The organism is Caballeronia sp. ATUFL_F1_KS4A (assembly GCF_023630905.1).
GTDB classification, from domain to species: Bacteria; Pseudomonadota; Gammaproteobacteria; order Burkholderiales; family Burkholderiaceae; genus Caballeronia; species Caballeronia zhejiangensis.
The window spans coordinates 141462-160294 of the sequence record NZ_JALQEB010000047.1 but is presented as its reverse complement, the minus strand read 5'-3'; the positions used below and the strand labels follow the sequence as shown (position 1 = coordinate 160294).

Below are 18833 nucleotides of genomic sequence, written 5' to 3'. Positions count from 1 at the left end.
TGATGATCGTTGCGGCCGAGGAACTCGATGTTGCCATCGGCACGATAACGTGCGAGATCGCCTGTGCGGTACATGCGCTCGCCAGAAGTGAAGGGGTCGGCGACGAAGCGCTGCGCGGTGAGCGCCGCGCGCCGCAGATAGCCGCTCGCGAGACCCGTACCGCCGATATACAACTCACCCGTCACGCCGAGCGGCACAGGACGCAGGAATTCATCGAGAACATAGGCTCGCGTGTTGGCCAACGGTCTCCCGATGGGAATCGACATGCCGTATGCGATGTCATCGTGATAGGCATGCGTCAACACGCCCACGGTCGTCTCGGTCGGGCCATAGTGATTCAGAATGCGCATGCCGGGCTTCAGTGCCTGCACGCGGCGGATCCAGTCGGAGCGCGTCGCTTCCCCGCCTAGCACGAGCAATTGCGTCGGCAATGCAGGCGCGGTGTCGAGCGTAACGTCAACGAGCGCGCGCAAATGTCCGGGCACGATCTTGAGCACATCGATTCCGCGCTGACGCATGTACTGCCCGAACAGATAGCTATCAGTGGTGCGGTCGTTCGACAGCACATGCAGCTCGTGGCCAGCGACCAGCGCACCGAACAGAATCGTATTGCCCAGATCGGTCGCGATGGTTGAAGCGAGGGCCATCTTGCACGGCGCGAGCACGTTCATCCTCGCAAGCACGCCGCTCAGATAGTTCGATAGATTCCGATGACTCAGCACGACGCCCTTGGGCTTGCCGGTCGAGCCGGACGTGTAGATCACATACGCGGGGCTGTGCGACTGCAGGTCAATGGCGGGATCGATATCGGGACATGCTTCGATACGGCACGCTTCGTCGTCGGGACAAACGATCGAGACGTTAAGCGCGACCCGTGAAAGACCGTCGAGCAACGATGTCTGAGTCACGAGCAGCGATACATCGGCGTCGTCGAGCATGTACGCGAGGCGCTCGGCGACCGAGGCGGGATCGAGCGGCACATACGCAGCGCCTGCCTTGAGTATCGCCATCAACGCGACGATCATGTCGATGCCGCGCTCCATGCACAATGCGACGCGATGTTCCGGTTCGACGCCAAGCGCGATGAGATGGTGCGCAAGCCGATTAGCGCGCGCATCGAGTTGCGCATACGTGAGGGATTCGTCTTCGAAAACGAGCGCGATCGCATCGGGCGAGCGTCGGACCTGTTGGGCAAAAAGTTGATGGATACTCAAGTGCTCGGGATACGCAGCAGCGGTGTCGTTCCATCGCCTGAGGGATGCATGCTCTTCGGGTAGCACGATGTCGAACGCGTGCAGAGGCGCATCGGGTTTTTCTAGCGCTTGTTCGAGCAGACGCGCGAAGCGTTCCCCGAGCCTTGCAATCGTGTGCTCGTCGAAAAGATCGGATGCGTAGCTCAGGCTGCCAGTAAAGCGCCCTTGCGTGTGCGCGAGCTTCAACGTGAGATCGAACTTCGCGCCGGCTTCGGAAGGAGGCAGCAACTCGAGCGTGAGTCCGGGCAAGGCGAGCGGCTCCGCCGGGGCGTTCTGCAACACGAACATCGCCTGGAAGAGCGCCGTACGGCTAGTATCGCGAGCGGGCGCGAGTGCTTCGACGAGCTTCTCGAACGGCAAGTCCTGATGCGCGTACGCGGCGAGCGTCGTATCGCGAACTTGCCTGAGCAATGTACGCAACGAAGGCGAGCCGGAGAGATCCGCGCGCATGACGAGCGTATTGATGAACAGGCCGATGAGCGGCTCGACTTGCGCATGCGTGCGATTGGCGATCGGCGAGCCCACCGCGATATCCGTTTGCCCGGACAAACGCGCGAGGAGCGTCTGGAAGACGGCGAGCAGCAGCATGAAGGGCGTGGCGCCTTCGCGTTGCGCGAGCGCGATCAGCCGCTCGGAAAGCGCCGGGCTGAGGGCGAAGGGCAAGCTGGCACCGCGCCCGCTGATGTGCGAGGGCCGGGGGTGATCGGTCGGCAGATCGAGCGGCGCGAGGCCTTCGAGCCGATCGCGCCAGTACCGAGTCTGTCTTTCGAGCTCGGCGCCGGCGAGCCAATCGCGCTGCCACAAGGTGAAGTCGGCGTACTGCACATCGAGCGGCGGCAACGCAGCAGGCGCGTTCGACAACGCCGCCGTGTAGCACGCGCCGAGTTCACGCACGAGCACGCCCGTCGACCAGCCATCGTAGATGATGTGATGGATCGTGAACAGCAGGACATGCTCTCGCGCGGACAGGCGCAGCAATCTCGCTCGGAGCAGCGGACCCTGTTCAAGATCGAATGCGCGTGTTGCCTCATCTTGTGCGAGGCGGCGGACTTCGGTGGCCTGCGCATCGGCATCGAGCGTATCGAGCGCGATCAGCGGCACGGTGACCTGCGCTTGCATTGCGATGCGTTGAACCGGAACGCCGTCGTGTTGCGCGAAGCAAGTGCGCAGGACTTCATGCCGATCGATGAGCGCGTTCATCGCGGTCTGCAACGCCCGAGCATCGAGCGATCCGGTGAGACGCACGGCCACTGGAATGTGATACGCGGACTGACCCGGGTTGAGTTGCTCGAGGAACCATAAACGTTCCTGCGCGAAGGACAACGGCAGATGCGCGGGGCGCTCGCGCGTCTGCAAAGGCGGCAAGATGCTCGCGCGATCCGAAGGCGCATCGAGCGTCAGCGCTTCGGCAAGCAAAGCGACGCCAGGCGCATCGAACAGCGTCCGCAAGGGCAGCTCGATCGCAAGCGTCTGACGCAAACGCGAGACGAGTTGCGTAGCAAGCAGCGAATGGCCGCCGAGCGAGAAGAAGTTGTCGAAGACGCTCACGCGCTCGAGGCCGAGTACATCGGCGAAGCACTTCGCGAGCGTGTGTTCGAGCAAGGTGCGCGGCGCGACATACGCGGCAAGGTTTTGCCATTCAGGATCGGGCAAAGCGCGACGATCGAGCTTGCCGTTGGGTGTCAGCGGCAGCGCGTCGAGCAGCACGAAGGCCGACGGCACCATATAGTCGGGCAGACGAGAACGTGCATGTTCCCGAAGTGCCTCGATGTCGATATCGCCGGTTGCCGTAACATAAGCGACGAGTTGCTGATCCAGCGTTTTTTGATGCCGCATGCGGCCGATGACGACAGCCTCGCGCACCGACGGATGACTGGCGACGTGCGCTTCGATCTCGCCGAGCTCGATACGGAAGCCGCGTATCTTGACTTGATGATCGTTGCGTCCGAGGAACTCGATATTGCCATCGGCGCGATAACGCGCGATATCGCCGGTTCGATACATGCGCGCGCCCGCGATGAACGGATCATCGATGAAACGTTCGGCCGTGAGTTCGGGCCGGTTCAGATAACCACGCGACACACCCGCGCCGCCTATAAACAACTCACCGATCGCGCCCGGCGGGACCCGCCGAAGGTGCGCATCGAGCAGATAGATGCGCGCGTTGGCAATCGGCTTGCCGATGACCGGCTGCACCTGGTCTGCCGTGATCTCGGTAAGCGCCGCATCGACGGTGCATTCGGTCGGACCGTAGACGTTGAACGCGCGAATCTGTTCAGCGTTCGCCAGTCGATTCCACGTCTGTTGTGTGATCGCTTCGCCGCCGATAAGCAAGGTCAGCTTCGACCGCCGGCGTTCGAGCAAGCCGCTGGCGAGCATGACATCGAGTTGAGTGGGCGTGCAGTCGAGCGCGTCGATATCGGCGTTGTTCAGATAGTCGATGAGCACCGCACTATCGGTGCGCACGTCCGCGGGAATCACGATCAGTCGATGACCTGCAAGCAGCGCCGTGAGGCTCTTCAATGAAGAGTCGAACGCGATGCTCGCGTTCAGACCGATGCCGGAGCGCGCGGCGCAACGTGCGAACACCGTCGATTGCAGCGCGTAATGCAGATTCACGACATGGCGATGTTCGACCATCACGCCCTTGGGCTTGCCGGTGGAGCCGGAGGTGTAGATGACGTAGGCGAGATGATGCGGCGCGACGTTCGTTTGCGGGTTCTCTTGTGGGAGCGCTTCATCGAGCGATGCATCGATATCGAGTACGTCGAGCGCGCCGGTGTCGCCCAATGCTTCCCGGCCCGCGGCATCGGCGAGCAGCAGACGCGGCGCGGCATCGGTGAGGATATGGTTCAGGCGCTCGCCCGGATAAGCCGGATCGAGCGGCACGTAAGCGCCGCCTGCCTTGAGTATCGCCATCAACGCGACGATCATGCCGATGCTGCGCTGCATGCACAGCGCGACGCGATCGTCCGGCCGGACGCCGAGCGCGATCATCCGATGCGCAAGCCGATTCGCGCGCGCATTGAGTTCGGCATACGTGAGCGATTCGCCTTCGAATACCAGCGCGGTCGCTTCAGGCGAGCGCCGAACCTGCTGCTCGAACAGACGATGGACGCATACATCTTCGGGATGCGCCTCGGCCGTGTCGTTCCATCGTTCGAGCAGCGCATGCTCGTCAGGCAGCACCAGTTCGAACGCGTGCAAGGGCGCATCCGGTTGATCGAGCGCCTGTTCGAGAAGACGCGTGAAGCGTTCGCCCATGCGCACGATCGTCTGTTCATCGAACAGGTCGGTCGCATAAGCGAGCGTGCCTTGGAATCGATCTTGTGTATGCGTCAGATTCAGCGTGAGATCGAACTTCGCGCCGGCATCGGCGGGGCGCATCACTTCCAGCGTCAGGCCGGGCAGCGCGAGCGGCTCCATCGGCGCGTTCTGAAGGACGAACATGACCTGGAACAACGCCGTGCGGCTGGTGTCGCGAACCGGCGCGAGCGCTTCGACGAGCTTCTCGAACGGCAAGTCCTGATGCGCGTAAGCGGCGAGCGTGGTCTCACGCACTTGCGCGAGCAGTTCACGCAGCGACGGCGATCCCGAAAGATCGGCGCGCAAGACGAGCGTGTTGACGAACAGGCCGATGATTGGTTCCGTCTGCGCATGCGTGCGGTTTGCGATCGGCGACCCTATGGCGATGTCGTTTTGACCGGACAGTCGCGCGAGCAGCGTCTGGAACACGGCGAGCAGCAGCATGAACGGCGTGACGCCCTCCCGATTCGCAAGCGCGTCGATCCGTTCGCATAACGCGGCACCTACCGCGAATGGCACACTCGCACCGCGTCCGCTCATTTGCGATGGACGTGGGCGATCGGCGGGCAGGTTCAGCGGTGCGAGTTCGGCGAGCTGATTGCGCCAGTATTGCGTCTGACGGTCGAGTTCTGCACCCGCCAGCCAATCGCGCTGCCACAAGGTGAAGTCGGCGTATTGCACGGCCAGCGGCGGCAGTGAAACAGGCTCATTGCGTAACGCAGCCGCATAGCCCGCACCGAGTTCACGCACGAGCACGCCCGTCGACCAGCCATCCGAGACGATATGATGCATCGTGAACAGCAGCACATGTTCGTCTTGTGCAACGCGCAGCAGGAGTGCGCGCAGCAACGGACCGCGCTGAAGATCGAATGCCCGCGTGGCTTCGTCCTGCGCGAGTCGACGCAGTTCGGCGGCTTGCGCACCAGATGCTAGCGCATCGAGCGCGATGACCGGCAGCGCGATGTGCAAGTGCGGCGCGATGCATTGCACGGCCTGTCCGTCGTATTGCGCGAACGTGGTTCGCAAGCTCTCGTGACGCTCCACGAGCGCGTTCAGCGTGGTCTCGAATGACGGCACATCGAGCGATCCGTTCAGACGCACCGCGACTGGAATGTTATACGCGGATTGTCCGGGATCCAGTTGTTCGAGGAACCACATACGTTCCTGCGCGAAGGAAAGCGGCAGATGAGCGGGTCGCTCGCGTGCTTGCAGAGGCGGCAAGGCGCTCGCGACGCGACGTGACTCATCGAGCGCAAGCACTTCGGCAAGCGCTGCAACGCTCGGCGCATCGAACAAGGCACGCAGCGGCAAGTCGATGGAGAGCGCTTGGCGCACGCGCGAAACGAGTTGCGTGGCCAGCAGCGAATGACCGCCCAGCGAGAAGAAGTTATCGAACACGGCGACACGTTGAAGGCCGAGCACACTGGCAAAGCATTGCGCGAGGGTTTCTTCCAGCGATGTGCGCGGCGCGACATATGTGGCCTGATCCTGCCACTGCGGATCGGGCAATGCGCGACGATCGAGCTTGCCGTTGGGCGTCAGCGGCAAGGCATCGAGCACCACGAACGCCGAGGGCACCATGTAATCGGGTAAGCCCGATGCAAGATGTTCGCGCAACATGCCCGCGTCGATCTCGTCCGTACCGGTGACGTACGCGATGAGTTGCTGATCCTGCGTCGCTTCATGCCGCGCGCGCGCGATGACGACAGCCTCCCGCACCGACGGATGACTCGCGATCTGCGCCTCGATCTCGCCGAGTTCGATACGGAAACCGCGAATCTTGACTTGATGATCGTTGCGTCCGAGAAATTCGATGTTGCCATCGGCGCGATAGCGTGCGATGTCGCCGGTGCGATACATGCGCCCGCCCGGTACGAAGGGATCGTCGACGAAGCGCTCGGCGGTGAGTTCGGGACGGTTCAGATAGCCGCGTCCGACACCCGCGCCGCCGACATAGAGTTCGCCCACGGCGCCGACAGGCATCAGGCGGCGCTCGGCGTCGAGCAGATAGATGCGCGTGTTCGCGATGGGACCGCCGATCGGCACCGGGTTCGACTCTTCCGGCAGGCACCGATACGCGGTCGCCCAAACCGTCGCTTCCGTCGGACCGTATTCGTTGTAGAGGGCGACCGGTCGAGGCAGCGTGGAGCTTTGCTTCGCGAGTCCGGGCGGGCACGCTTCGCCCGCTACGATGATCTCGCGAAGCTTATGATCATCGCTCGACGACATACTGTCGAGAATGGCCTGACCGAGCGACGGCACGCACAACACACGCGTGATGTCGCGGTGCCGCACCAGTTCGATGATCGCGTGCGGGTCTCGCGCGGTATCGAGATCGACGAGCGCAAGACAGCCTCCGTTCGTGAGTGTGCCGAAGAGGCCTGCGACGGAGCTGTCGAACGCGAGCGACGACAGCAGCAGGAAGCGTTCGTTCGGTGCGCGCTCATAGAACCGGTGCCGCGCGAAGGTGGACGCGACGAGCGTTCCGTGCTCGATCGCCACGCCTTTGGGCTTGCCGGTCGAACCCGATGTGTAGATCACGTAAGCAAGGTTGTTCGGGCTGACGTTCGGGCGCGGATCATCCTGCGGATACGCGTCGTCGAGCGCTGCTTGCGGATCGATGACAGTGAGCGAACCCGTGTCGCCCAATGCTTCGCGACCGGCGGCATCGGCAATGAGCAGACGAGGCATCGCATCGGTGAGGATATGCGTCAGGCGTTCGCCCGGATAAGCGGGATCGAGCGGCACGTACGCGCCGCCTGCCTTCAGTATCGCCATCAACGCGACGATTCCTCCGATGCCGCGTTCCATGCAGAACGCGACGCGATCTTCCGCTTGCACGCCGAGCGCGATCAGCCGATGCGCAAGCTGGTTCGCGCGCGCATCGAGCTGCGTGTACGTGAGCGACTCGTCCGCGAAGATGAGCGCGAGGGCATCCGGCGTGCGCCGGACTTGCTCTTCGAAGAGTTGCTGAATGCAAACATCGTCGCGATAAGCCGTTGCCGTGTCATTCCATCGTTCGAGGAGCGCGTGCTCCTCGGGCAGCACGATGTCGAGCGCAAAGAGCGGCGCATCGGGCTGATCGAGCGCCTGTTCGAGCAAGCGCGCGAAGCGCTCGCCGAAGCGCGCGATGGTGCGTTCATCGAAGAGGTCGGTGGCGTAGTTCAGGCTGCCGGTCAGATGGTCTTGCGTATGAGTCAGGTCCAACGTGAGATCGAACTTGGCGCCGGCTTCGGCCGGTGGCAGCGGTTCCAGCGTGAGGCCGGGCAGCGCGAGTGGTTCGAGCGGCGCGTTTTGTAACACGAACATCACCTGAAACAACGCGGGGCGGCTAGTGTCCCGAACCGGCGCGAGTGCTTCGACGAGCTTTTCGAACGGCAAATCCTGATGCGCGTAAGCAGCGAGCGTCGTTTCGCGGACTTGCGTGAGCAACGTACGCAACGACGGCGATCCCGAAAGATCGGCGCGCAGCACGAGCGTATTGACGAAGAGGCCGATGAGTGGCTCGATCTGTGCATGCGTGCGATTGGCGATGGGCGAGCCGACGGCGACATCGTTCTGTCCGGAAAGGCGCGCAAGCAGCGTCTGGAACACGGCGAGTAGCAGCATGAAAGGCGTGACGCCTTCCCGCTGCGCGAACGCATACAGCCGTTCGCACAGCGCGGGGCCGAGCGCGAAAGGCAAGGTCGCGCCGCGTCCGCTGATCTGTGCGGGGCGCGGACGGTCGAGAGGCAAGTCCAGCGGCGCGAGATCGGCAAGACGACCGCGCCAGTATTGCGTCTGGCGTTCCAGTTCCGCATCGGCGAGCCAGGCACGCTGCCAAATCGTGAAGTCGGCGTACTGCACGGGCAAGGGCGGAAGCGCAACCGGCTCCTTGCGCACGGCAGCCGTATAGCATGCGCCGAGTTCGCGAACGAGCACGCCGATAGACCAGCCGTCCGAGACGATGTGATGCATCGTGAACAATAGGACATGTTCAGCGGATGACAACCGCAGCAATCGCGCGCGAAGCAGCGGTCCATGTTGAAGATCGAAGGCGCGTGAGGCTTCGATCTGCGCGAGACGGCGGACCTCGGCGCTTTGCTCATCGGCGACGCGTTCATCGAGTTCGATGATCGGCAGCGCGATCTTCAGACTGGACGCTATGCATTGCACCGCTTGGCCGTCGTGCTCCACGAACGATGTGCGAAGGCTCTCGTGACGTGCCACGAGCGCGTTCAACGCGGTTTCGAATGCGTGAACATCGAGCGAGCCGGAAAGGCGCACGGCGACGGGTATGTTGTACGTCGATTGTCCCGGATCGAGTTGATCGAGGAACCACAAGCGTTCCTGCGCGAACGACAGCGGCACTTGCGCGGGACGCGGCAACGCTTGCAACGGCGGGCGCGCCCCGGCGCGATGAGCCGTGTCCTCCAACGCGTCGGCGAGCGCGGCGACGCTCGGCGCATCGAACAGCGTGCGCAAGGACAATTCGATCGACAGGGCTTCGCGCAGTCGCGAGACGAGTTGCGTGGCGAGCAGCGAGTGCCCGCCAAGCGCAAAGAAGTCATCGAAGATGCTCACGCGTTCGAGGCCGAGCACGCTGGCAAAGCACTCGGCAAGCGATGTCTCGAGCGATGTCCGCGGCGCGACATACACGGCGAGGTTCTGCCATTGCGGATTAGGCAGCGCACGTCGATCCAGCTTGCCGTTCGTCGTCAGCGGCAAGGCATCGAGCGTCACGAACGCGGACGGCACCATGTAATCCGGCAGACGCGAACCGAGATGCTCGCGAAGGTCGCTCGTGTCGATGTCGGAAACGCCGGTGATATAGGCGATGAGTTGCTGATCCTGCGTCGCTTCATCGCGTGCGCGCGCGATGACGACGGCTTCGCGCACCGCCGGATGACTGGCGATCTGCGCTTCGATCTCTCCCAACTCGATACGAAAGCCTCGAACCTTGACCTGATGATCGTTGCGCCCGAAAAACTCCAGACTGCCATCGGGACGATACCGTCCGAGATCGCCCGTGCGATAGAGCCGCGCGCCCGGAACGAAGGGATCGTCGATGAAACGCTCCGCGGTCAGCTCGGGCCGATTGAGATAGCCGCGCGCCACGCCCGCGCCGCCGACATACAACTCGCCGACCGCACCGACAGGCGCGAGCCGCTGTTGCGCATCGAGCAGATAGATCGTGAGGTCAGGAATGCGCACGCCGATCGGGCTGTGGCTGTCCGCGCAGTCTTCGCGATCGAGCGGTCGATAAGTCACATGCACGGTCGTCTCGGTGATGCCGTACATGTTGACGAGGCGCGGATGCCGATCCGAATGACGCGCGTACCACGCCTCCAGCATCGAAGGATTCAACGCCTCGCCGCCGAATATCACATAGCGCAACGCGGTGGGCGCATCGTTCGTCTCCTGCGCCTGAATCAATGCGCGAAACCCGCTCGGTGTCTGATTCAGTACGGTCACGCGTTCCCGCTGAAGCAGTCGAAGAAAGTCGGGCGCGAAGCGCGCAAGCTGTTGCGGCACGATCACGAGCTTGCCGCCATAACGCAGCGCGCCCCACATTTCCCAGACCGAGAAGTCGAAGGCGAACGAGTGGAACAGGCACCATACGTCGCGTTCATCGAAATTGAACCAGTCGTGCGTCGCATCGAAGAGGCGAACGATCTGCGCGTGCTCGATCATCACACCCTTGGGCTTGCCGGTAGAACCGGACGTGTAGATCACGTATGCGAGATGCGACGGAGCGACGGCCGTGACCGGATCGTCTTGCGAGATGTCGTCGTCGAGCGATGCATCGGGATCGATCACGGTAAGCTCGCCCGTATCGCCGAGCGCCGCGCGGCCGGGGGCGTCGGCGAGCAACAGGCGCGGCGTCGAGTCGCTGAGAATGTGGCTCAGGCGCTCGCCCGAATAAGCGGGATCGAGCGGCACATAAGCGCCACCGGACTTGAGGATCGCGAGCAACGCGACCATCATGCCGATGCCACGCTCCACGCATAACGCGACGCGATCTTCCGGTCCCACGCCCAGCGCGATCAGACGATGCGCGAGCCGGTTCGCTCGCGCATTGAGTTGCGCATAGGTCATGGATTGATCTTGGAAGACGAGCGCGACCGCGTCGGGCACGCGCGTAGCCTGCTGCTCGAAAAGCTGGTGAATGCACATGTCCGATGGATACGAAGCCGTGTCGTTCCATGTCTTCACCAGCAGCTCATACGTGTCGGGCGGCACGACGTCGAGCTGATTCACCGGCGTTTGCGGCGCTTCTTCGAGTGCGCGCGCAAGGCTCGACAAAGCCTGCGCCATATATCCACAGAGCTGTGCGGGCGACAGCGGCGCAACGGTCTGCGCGATGAGACCGAGACTATCGCCGTTGTCATCGACGCACAACGTCAGCGGATAATTGGTGCGCTCTTCGGCGCCGAGCAGTTCGATGCCGTCGAAGGGGGTGTGCCGGTCGTCGGATGCGCGATTATGACGATAGTTGAGCAGCGCATTGAAGAGCGGCGCGGGCGCGGCGACGCCGCTGCATCGTTGAGCGAGCGCGAGCGGGGCATGCTGATGCTGCAGCAGCGCGGCGAGACGGTCATGCGCAATACGCGCGCTGTCAGCGACGGAAGCGTCGTCGATGTCGAAGCGAACCGGCAAGGTGTTGATTACGAGCCCGAGCGCCTGGTCGACGCCCGCCTGCATGCGTCCGAGCAACACGGTGCCGAATACCACGCACCCATCGGAATCCAGTGCGCTGCCCGCGTTCAACACGCGCGCCCACGCGAGATGACAGAGACTCGCGAGACTGACGCCGATATGCCGGGCCTGCGCGCGCAGACGCGCATCGAGTTCGGCGGGCAGCGTGATGTGCGCTTCGGCGACGGCCGAGCCGTCGTGATGCACATCGGTCAAGCCGAACGGCAACGTGGGCTCGCTGACATCGGCGAGCATGTCGCGGAAAAAGGCTTCCTGCGCGTCATGGTTCGCCCCGAGCCGGGCCTGCGCGACAAGGTCGCGGAATGGTTGCGCCGCGCCCAACGCGTGCGCGCGGCCATCGAGAATCGCGCCGATTTCCGCATGCATGACCTCGAGCGTCGCATGATCGCCGATCAGATGATGCCAGTTCAATTGCATCAGCCAGCGATCCCCGCTCGCGTCGCGTGCGATTGCAATCTGCATCAGGGGCGCGCGAGCGAGATCGAGGCGCTGCGTGCGCGCATCGAAATGATGCGTCAGATCGTCGACCTCGACGATCGTCACGGGCGCATGACGCAGGACGACTTGCGCCGCCGCCGTCACGCCTTCGTGAACGAACGCAGTGCGCAGAATGTCATGCCGCGCGACGACCTGTTGCAACGCATCGACCCATGCATCGAGACGGGCGCGGCTGTCGAACGCGAGGCGCGCGGTTTGCAGATACGGATCGCCTTCCGTCGTGAGCATGTGATGAAACAGGATGCCTTCCTGAAGCGGCGCGAGTGCATAGATATCCTGAACGTTAGAGATTCCGCCAGGCATTTGATCGGCGATGCGATCGATATCCGTCTGCGTCAGCGAGATGAGCGGCAGCATGTCCGGCGTGATGGCGCTGTTCGCGGGCGTGATGACATTGGGCGGCACGACAATGTCGGACTTCGGCGCGGCGTAATCGATGGCATCGGCGAATGCGCTGAGCACGGGCGTCGCGAAGAGATCTCGCACGCTCGCTTGCAGCCCGATGCGCCGCAAGCGCTCGATGAGCGTCACCGCGAGCAGCGAGTGGCCGCCGAGCGCGAAAAAATTGTCATGCCGACCGACACGTTCGATTCCCAGCAGTTCAGCCCACAGTTCGGCAAGCGCGCTTTCGGTGCGACCTTGCGGTGCTTCGAAGGGACGCAGCGCGAAGGCGTCGGCTTGCGGATCGGGCAACGCGCGGCGATCGAGCTTGCCGCTCGGCGTAAGCGGCAGCGCATCGAGCGCAACGAACGCGGCGGGCGTCATATAGTCGGGAAGACGCGTGCTCAGATGTTCGCGCAAGTCGCTTGCGTCGATGCCGAATTCATCGCGTGCGGTGACATAGGCGATGAGTTGCTGATCCTGCGAGCCGGGCGTGCGCGAACGCGCAATCACCACCGCATCGCGCACGGCCGGATGACTCGCGATCTGCGTCTCGATCTCGCCGGGCTCGATGCGGAAACCGCGAATCTTGATTTGCAGATCATTGCGTCCGAGGAATTCGATATTGCCGTCGAGATGAAAGCGGGCGAGATCGCCGGTGCGGTACATGCGTGCGCCGGGCACGAACGGATCGTCGAGAAAGCGCTCGGCCGTGAGCTCGGGACGATTCAGATAGCCGCGCGCGACACCCGCGCCGCCGATATACAGCTCGCCCACCGCGCCAGGCGGCACCGTGCGACGCCGTGCGTCGAGCACATACGTGCGCGTGTTGGCGAGCGGCTTGCCGATAACCGGTCGCGCCTGTTCATGCGTGATCTCCGCGAAAGTCGCATCTACCGTGCATTCGGTCGGACCATAGACGTTGAACGCACGTATGCCTTGTGCGCGCGCAAGACGGCTCCACGTCTGCGGCGTGAGCGGTTCACCGCCGACGAGCACGGTCAGTGGCGCTTGCCGTCGTTCGAGCAGACCGGCCGAGAACAGCGATTCGAATTGCGTCGGCGTGCAGTCGAAAACGTCGATACCGGATGTGTCGAGAAAATCGACGAGCGCCATCGCGTCGGTGCGCACATCGGCGGGAACGATGACGAGCCGATGCCCGGACAGCAACGCGGTGAGATTCTGCACGGACGCATCGAAGGCGATGCTTGCGTTCAGCGTCACGCCCGCATGCGGCGCGCACTGCGCGAACACGGTCGACTGCAACGCATGATGCAGGTTCATCACGTGCCGGTGCTCGACCATCACGCCCTTGGGCTTGCCGGTGGACCCCGACGTGTAGATGACATACGCGAGATGATGCGAGGCGAGGGCGGGCACATGCGGATCGTCGTTCGGCAGGGCATCGTCGAGCGATGCATCCGGATCGAGCACCGTAAGCGCGCCGATATCACCGAGCGCGTGACGGCCCGCTGCATCGGCGACGAGCAACCGAGGCGAGGCATCGCCGAGTATGTAACTCAGACGTTCGCCCGGGTAAGCTGGATCGAGCGGGATGTAAGCGCCGCCCGACTTGAGTATGCCGAACAACGCGACGATCGCGCCGATGCCGCGCTCCATACACAAGGCGACGCGATCTTCGGGACGCACGCCGAGCGCGATGAGCCGATGCGCGAGCCGGTTCGCGCGCGCATTGAGCTGCGCAAACGTGAGCGATGCGCCATCGCAGACGAGTGCGACGGCGTCGGGCGTGAGCCGTGCCTGCTGCTCGAGAAGCCGATGAATGCACTCATGCTCCGGATACGGCGCGGTCGTGTCGTTCCAGCGTTCGAGGAGCGCCTGCCTTTCAGGTAACACGAGCTGAAGCGTATGCAGCGGCGCATCGGGCCGATCGAGCACTTGTTCGAGGAGACGTGTGAAGCGGCGCGCGTGCGCCTCGACGGACTCGGGCGTATAGAGCAACGGATTGCCATCGAACATCAATTCGATGCCAAGTTCATCGCCCTGGTCATGCACGATCAGCGCGAGATCATCGGGCGTGCCATAGAAGGAGCGATTCGAGCCGATGATGCAGCCCGCGAAGTCCAGCGCACGGCTGTACTCCGGCATGATGTTCACCGTGGGACCGAAGAGCGGCCTGTCGGCTTCGATGCGGCCGACATCGCGCCGGATATCTTTCACGCGATAGCGCTGATGACGCAGCACGCGGCGGCTTTGCCGCGCGACGGCATCGAGAAGATCGACGATGGTCGTGCGTTCGTCGACGATCGCTCGTAACGGCAGCGCATTCGACAACATGCCCGGCACGCTTCTCGCCAGACGTCCGACGCGGGCGGTGACGGGCAACCCGAGCACCACTTCGGGCTGGCCGCTCAGACGTGCGACATAGGCGGCCATGACCGCCGTCATGATTTGCGGCCAGGTCGTGCCGTTGCGTTCGGCCATATCGCGCATGCGCGCGGTCGTGTCGGGCGACAAACGGATCCGCGCGCTCGCCTGCGAATAGGCTTCTGCGGGCATCGGCTCGGGCGCCATGCATGCCGAGAGGATCACAGGCTCGGGGCAACCCGCCATGTATTCGTGCCAGAACTGCCGATCGTTTTCGAAGGCGCTGGACGCGCGATACTCGGCGTCGTTATCGAGGAGATCGGCAAGGCGCGCCCAGCCGGACGGTGCGGGATCGTCTCCTTGGATCAGTGCCGAGTAAATGGCTGCGAGCCGCTGCGTGAACAGCAAAAACGAAAAGCCATCGAACGCTACATGGTGAATCCGCTGGAAGAAGAAGAAGCGCGTGGGGCTCGCCTGAAAGAGCTGCCCATCGAATAGCGGCCAATGGCCGAGGTCGAAGGCGGTGGCCAGCGCGATCTGCACAGCGCGATCGATCGCTTCCAGCGGATCGGGTGCATCGCTTACATCGACCACGCGCAGTGTGAAGTGCAACGGCTCATCGGGAACGGTCTGACGCGGCAAGCCGTCGGTGACGAAGAGGCGCACGCGCATGCCTTCGGCTTCGTCGATGGTTTGCCGCAGCGCTGCCTGAAGCGCATCGACATCGAGCGGTCCGATGATCTCCGTGAGTTGAGCAAGATTGAAGCGCGGATCGCGCAAATCGAGTTGCTGTCGAAAGAAGATGCCTGATTGAGCGGGCGTGATGGGAAAACCGTGCATGGCGTCGATCCGTAGTGGAGAGCACGCGCGTGCTCTGAAAGCGATAGTCGAGAACGTCGTCATCGGAACGCGTGGAAGAAGCGCACGCGCGTTCGCGCGTGGTTGCATCTGGCACAGGTCCTTGCGTGTTCGTCAGACTGATGCGGCGGCGTAAAGCGACGCAAACGCGCCTCGATTGGCCGCGGGTATGAATGTGAAACTCAGGAAGTCACGAGCCTCGAAATCGAACCGAGGGCGACGAACGCTCTCATCCGGAACGCGAGCATGGCGCTTTGCTGCGCGCGGATGACGTCTTTCACCGCGGGATCGCTCAGTGAACCGAGGCGATTGAGCGGCGTTCTGAAACAATGAGCGAGTGTGATGCCGAAATCGTTATCGGCGGGATCGACGCCATGCCACCAGAACGGTGGGATATAGAGAACGTCGCCGGGCGCAAGCGTGGTTTCGAACTTCGTCAGTGCACCGTCCGCGGGAAAGAAGCGCGCGCCATCATTCATGTGATGAAGATTGGACTTGATCGGCACGGCATACGCTTGCCAGTTTTCACTGGACAGCCTGAACATGGAAATGCGCTTGGTGCCGATGATCTGCGTGGTTAGCGTCTCGTCGGTCGTGTGGTAGTGCCATTCGGTCGAAGCATTCCGATAGATGAAGAGCCGGTCTTGTGCATATGCGCGCGGCGGTCGATCGTGCTCTCTTTCGAGAAACTCATAATGGCCGAGATCGGGTTTCCATTCCGACGGAATAGGGAGCGCGCGGATCGCATGCGTCTCGTCCGGCCCTGCGTCGCGCAGACGCGTAATGGCCTGATTGAGTTTCAGCTTCGGGAGATTTGCATACCAGAGACCGGTGGGCGAGGCGTTGAACGCATCCGAGATGCCGACTTCGCTATCCGTCAATGCTTCGAGATAGCCGGGTGCGTTCCATTTCCGGAGAGCAGGCCAGTTGCGCACCGCTCCTCTGATGACAACAGGTTTCTGAGCGCAGACATGGTCGCTCCAGAATTGTCCGTGTCTGAGCGTTTCATTATCGATGGACGGAAGCTGAACGCTGCGTCCCGGAACGAGGTCGATCACTTTCACAATGCGCTTGGCCATTTCCCACTCCCAGATCGAGAATCATCAGGACCGTGCAGTCCAGTTCTGTTCGATGTAGTCCAGGCATTGCCTGCGTGAGCAATCTGGATACTCCACCGTCCAGCCGTCCGGAACCTCGAGATGAGCGGGCCAAAGCGAGCGCTGCTGCAATTCGTTGATCAGCACACGGAATGTGCCCTGATCGTCGTCGAATGGATTGTCCACGCTGTTGCTCCCTTCGTTCGTGCTTCGGATTGCAACGAAATATAGGCGCCGGGAGTTAGCATTGAATGAGGTGTCGCGAGAGCCATAGCGTGCGTCGAGCGTGGCGCGCACTCGATGCGACGAGCACCTTGCAAAAGACGTGAGGAATGCATCGCTATTTAATATCGGCTTCGGATTGGTAGCAAGGGAAATTGCGGGGGCCTTACCGAGTTCGATATGTCTCGCGTGACGAGTGCTTTGCGCGATGCCCACATCGCGCTCGGCGCAAGGCACGTCGAGTTGCTTGTGACGCGTGTGCTGCCCTTGGGGGACGAGGTACGCAGCTATGCAAGCGCTTCCCGATGGCCTCGATCGCAATAAAAGAAGCGTATCAAGGATTGGTTTTCTAATCCAAAGCGCCCGGCATTTGCATGCAGACGGGCACAGACTCGGTCTTAACTCGAAAGAGCGTGCGCTGTGCACCTCGCCCGAGTTTGTGAGTGCTTCAAACATGGACTGCGGTCCCGGTGAGCCGCGCACGCGCGTATCCCGGCGCATACGATAACTTTCCGCGATGCCGTGCGCTGGCGCCAGGCGCTGCGGTTCCGTCGCGCGGGCTCGACTGCACCCGCCGACGCCATCGAACGCGTGGCGCGTCATGCGAACTTCCATCTGCATCTGGCTGCGCCCTGGCACGAAGCCGTCGTCGATGACAACCGCGTGCGCGCGCGTGCGGAAGACGGCACGTTCGAATTCGATTTCGTGATCGCGGCACGGGCTACACGGTCGATCTGCATGCGCGGCCCGAACTCGCCGGCATCGCCCATCATGGCTGCTTTGGCGCGACGGCTACACGCCCGCATCCGGCGAACGCGACGATGCGCTCGCATATGTGGAGAAGCGGCCCGGCGAGGCATCGTTCCTGAAGAATATCCACGTCGTCAATGCCGCGGGATTGGTGAGCCGGGGCGAAGCCGCTGCGCCACGCTGTTACCGGTAACGCACGCAATTGCACGAATCGCGAAACTGTCGTTATACTGGCTCCGCGATCGAGTGGCCTGACCACCGCGATTGGCCTGACCGCAGGACGAATCAAGCAGACTGACTGGAAGCGTCGCATCGGCACCGCGCCCGATGCGCCCGGAAGGGGCGTGCTGTAGATGAAGTCGCGCAGCGCCTCTCCACAAGAAAAATGAAAGGAGACAACCCGATGTTCCGTGAAGGAGTGCAGGCAAGAGCCGCGCTCGCGCTCGCCGTCTGCATGCTCGCAGGCGCCGCGCACGCGCAGGTCGCAACGGGCGACACCACGCAAAAAAAAATCGCCCTGTCGAATAGCTTCGCGGGCAACGCGTGGCGGCAGTCGATGCTCAAGAGCTGGAACGCCGTCGCCCAGCAAGCGGTGGCGGACAAGAAGATCGCGGCCGCGCCCGCTTTCACGACCGCCGAGAATCAGGTGACGGAGCAGGCGCAGCAGGTTCAGAACCTGATCCTGCAAGGCTATAACGCGATCGTCATCGACGCCGTTTCGCCGACCGCGCTCAACGGCACCATCAAGAAGGCATGCGCTGCGGGCGTCGTCGTGGTCTCGTTCGACGGCGTCGTCGACGAGCCGTGCGCGTATCGCGTCAATTTCGACTTCAAGGGCTGGGCGGAGCAGGGCGTCGACTATCTGGCGACGAAGCTCAATGGCCACGGCAACATACTGGAAGTGCGCGGCGTGGCCGGCATCTCCGTCGACAACCTCATGCACGAAGGCGTGCTCGAAGGGCTCAAGAAGCATCCGGGGCTCAAGCTCGTCGGCTCGGTGAACGGCGACTGGACGCAATCGGTCGCGCAGAAGGCTGTGGCCGGCATTCTCCCGACGCTACCGCAAGTCGATGGCGTGGCGACCGAAGGCGAGATGTCGTTCGGCATCGCGCAGGCGTTCAAGGCCGCCAATCGTCCCGCGCCGCCGATGGTCATCGGCAGCACCTATCCCGAACTGCAATGGTGGAGCGAGCAGGCGAAGACCGGTTATCAGTCGCGCTCGCTGTCGAATCCGCCGGGCGCGGTCTCGTTCGCGTTCTGGGTGGCGCAGCAAGTGCTCGCGGGCAAGAAGATTCCGAAGGAAGTCACCATTAACGTGCCGCTGCTCGCCATCTCGCAGCAGGAGTTGCCGGCGAGGCTCGCCGCGACGCCGCCGGGTGGAATCGCCGACGTCACTTATACGCTGCCGCAGACCGTGGCCTTGCTCGACAAGAAATAAGCA

4 protein-coding genes are annotated in these 18833 nt (G+C 62.9%); 1 reads left to right on the top strand and 3 read right to left on the bottom strand.

Annotated features, from left to right (window positions below; genetic code table 11):
• From NCS03_RS30845 to NCS03_RS31325, 3 genes are all read right to left on the bottom strand, one after another.
• The coding region (locus tag NCS03_RS30845) for a non-ribosomal peptide synthetase (protein WP_250530483.1) at positions 1–15305 on the bottom strand (15305 nt) is incomplete at its 3' end.
• 200 nt (positions 15306–15505) lie between these two features.
• Positions 15506–16402, bottom strand: coding sequence for a cupin-like domain-containing protein (locus NCS03_RS30840; protein ID WP_250530480.1), 897 nt, complete (start codon positions 16400–16402; stop codon positions 15506–15508).
• A 24-nt stretch (positions 16403–16426) separates the two neighbouring features.
• Positions 16427–16606: an MbtH family protein gene (locus NCS03_RS31325; protein ID WP_008345490.1), complete on the bottom strand. Its 180-nt coding sequence runs from the start codon at positions 16604–16606 to the stop codon at positions 16427–16429.
• A gap of 1189 nt (positions 16607–17795) precedes the next feature.
• Between NCS03_RS31325 and NCS03_RS30830 the strand changes: the two genes are divergently transcribed.
• Positions 17796–18830, top strand: a complete 1035-nt coding sequence (locus tag NCS03_RS30830) for a substrate-binding domain-containing protein (protein ID WP_008345492.1) — start codon at positions 17796–17798, stop codon at positions 18828–18830.
• Positions 18831–18833 lie beyond the last annotated feature (3 nt).

Excerpts from the sequence above, each read along its gene's own strand:
- NCS03_RS30840 (WP_250530480.1), bottom strand. The coding sequence starts at position 16,402 with ATGGCCAAGCGCATTGTGAAAGTGATCGACCTCGTTCCGGGACGCAGC.
- NCS03_RS30830 (WP_008345492.1), top strand. The coding sequence starts at position 17,796 with ATGTTCCGTGAAGGAGTGCAGGCAAGAGCCGCGCTCGCGCTCGCCGTC.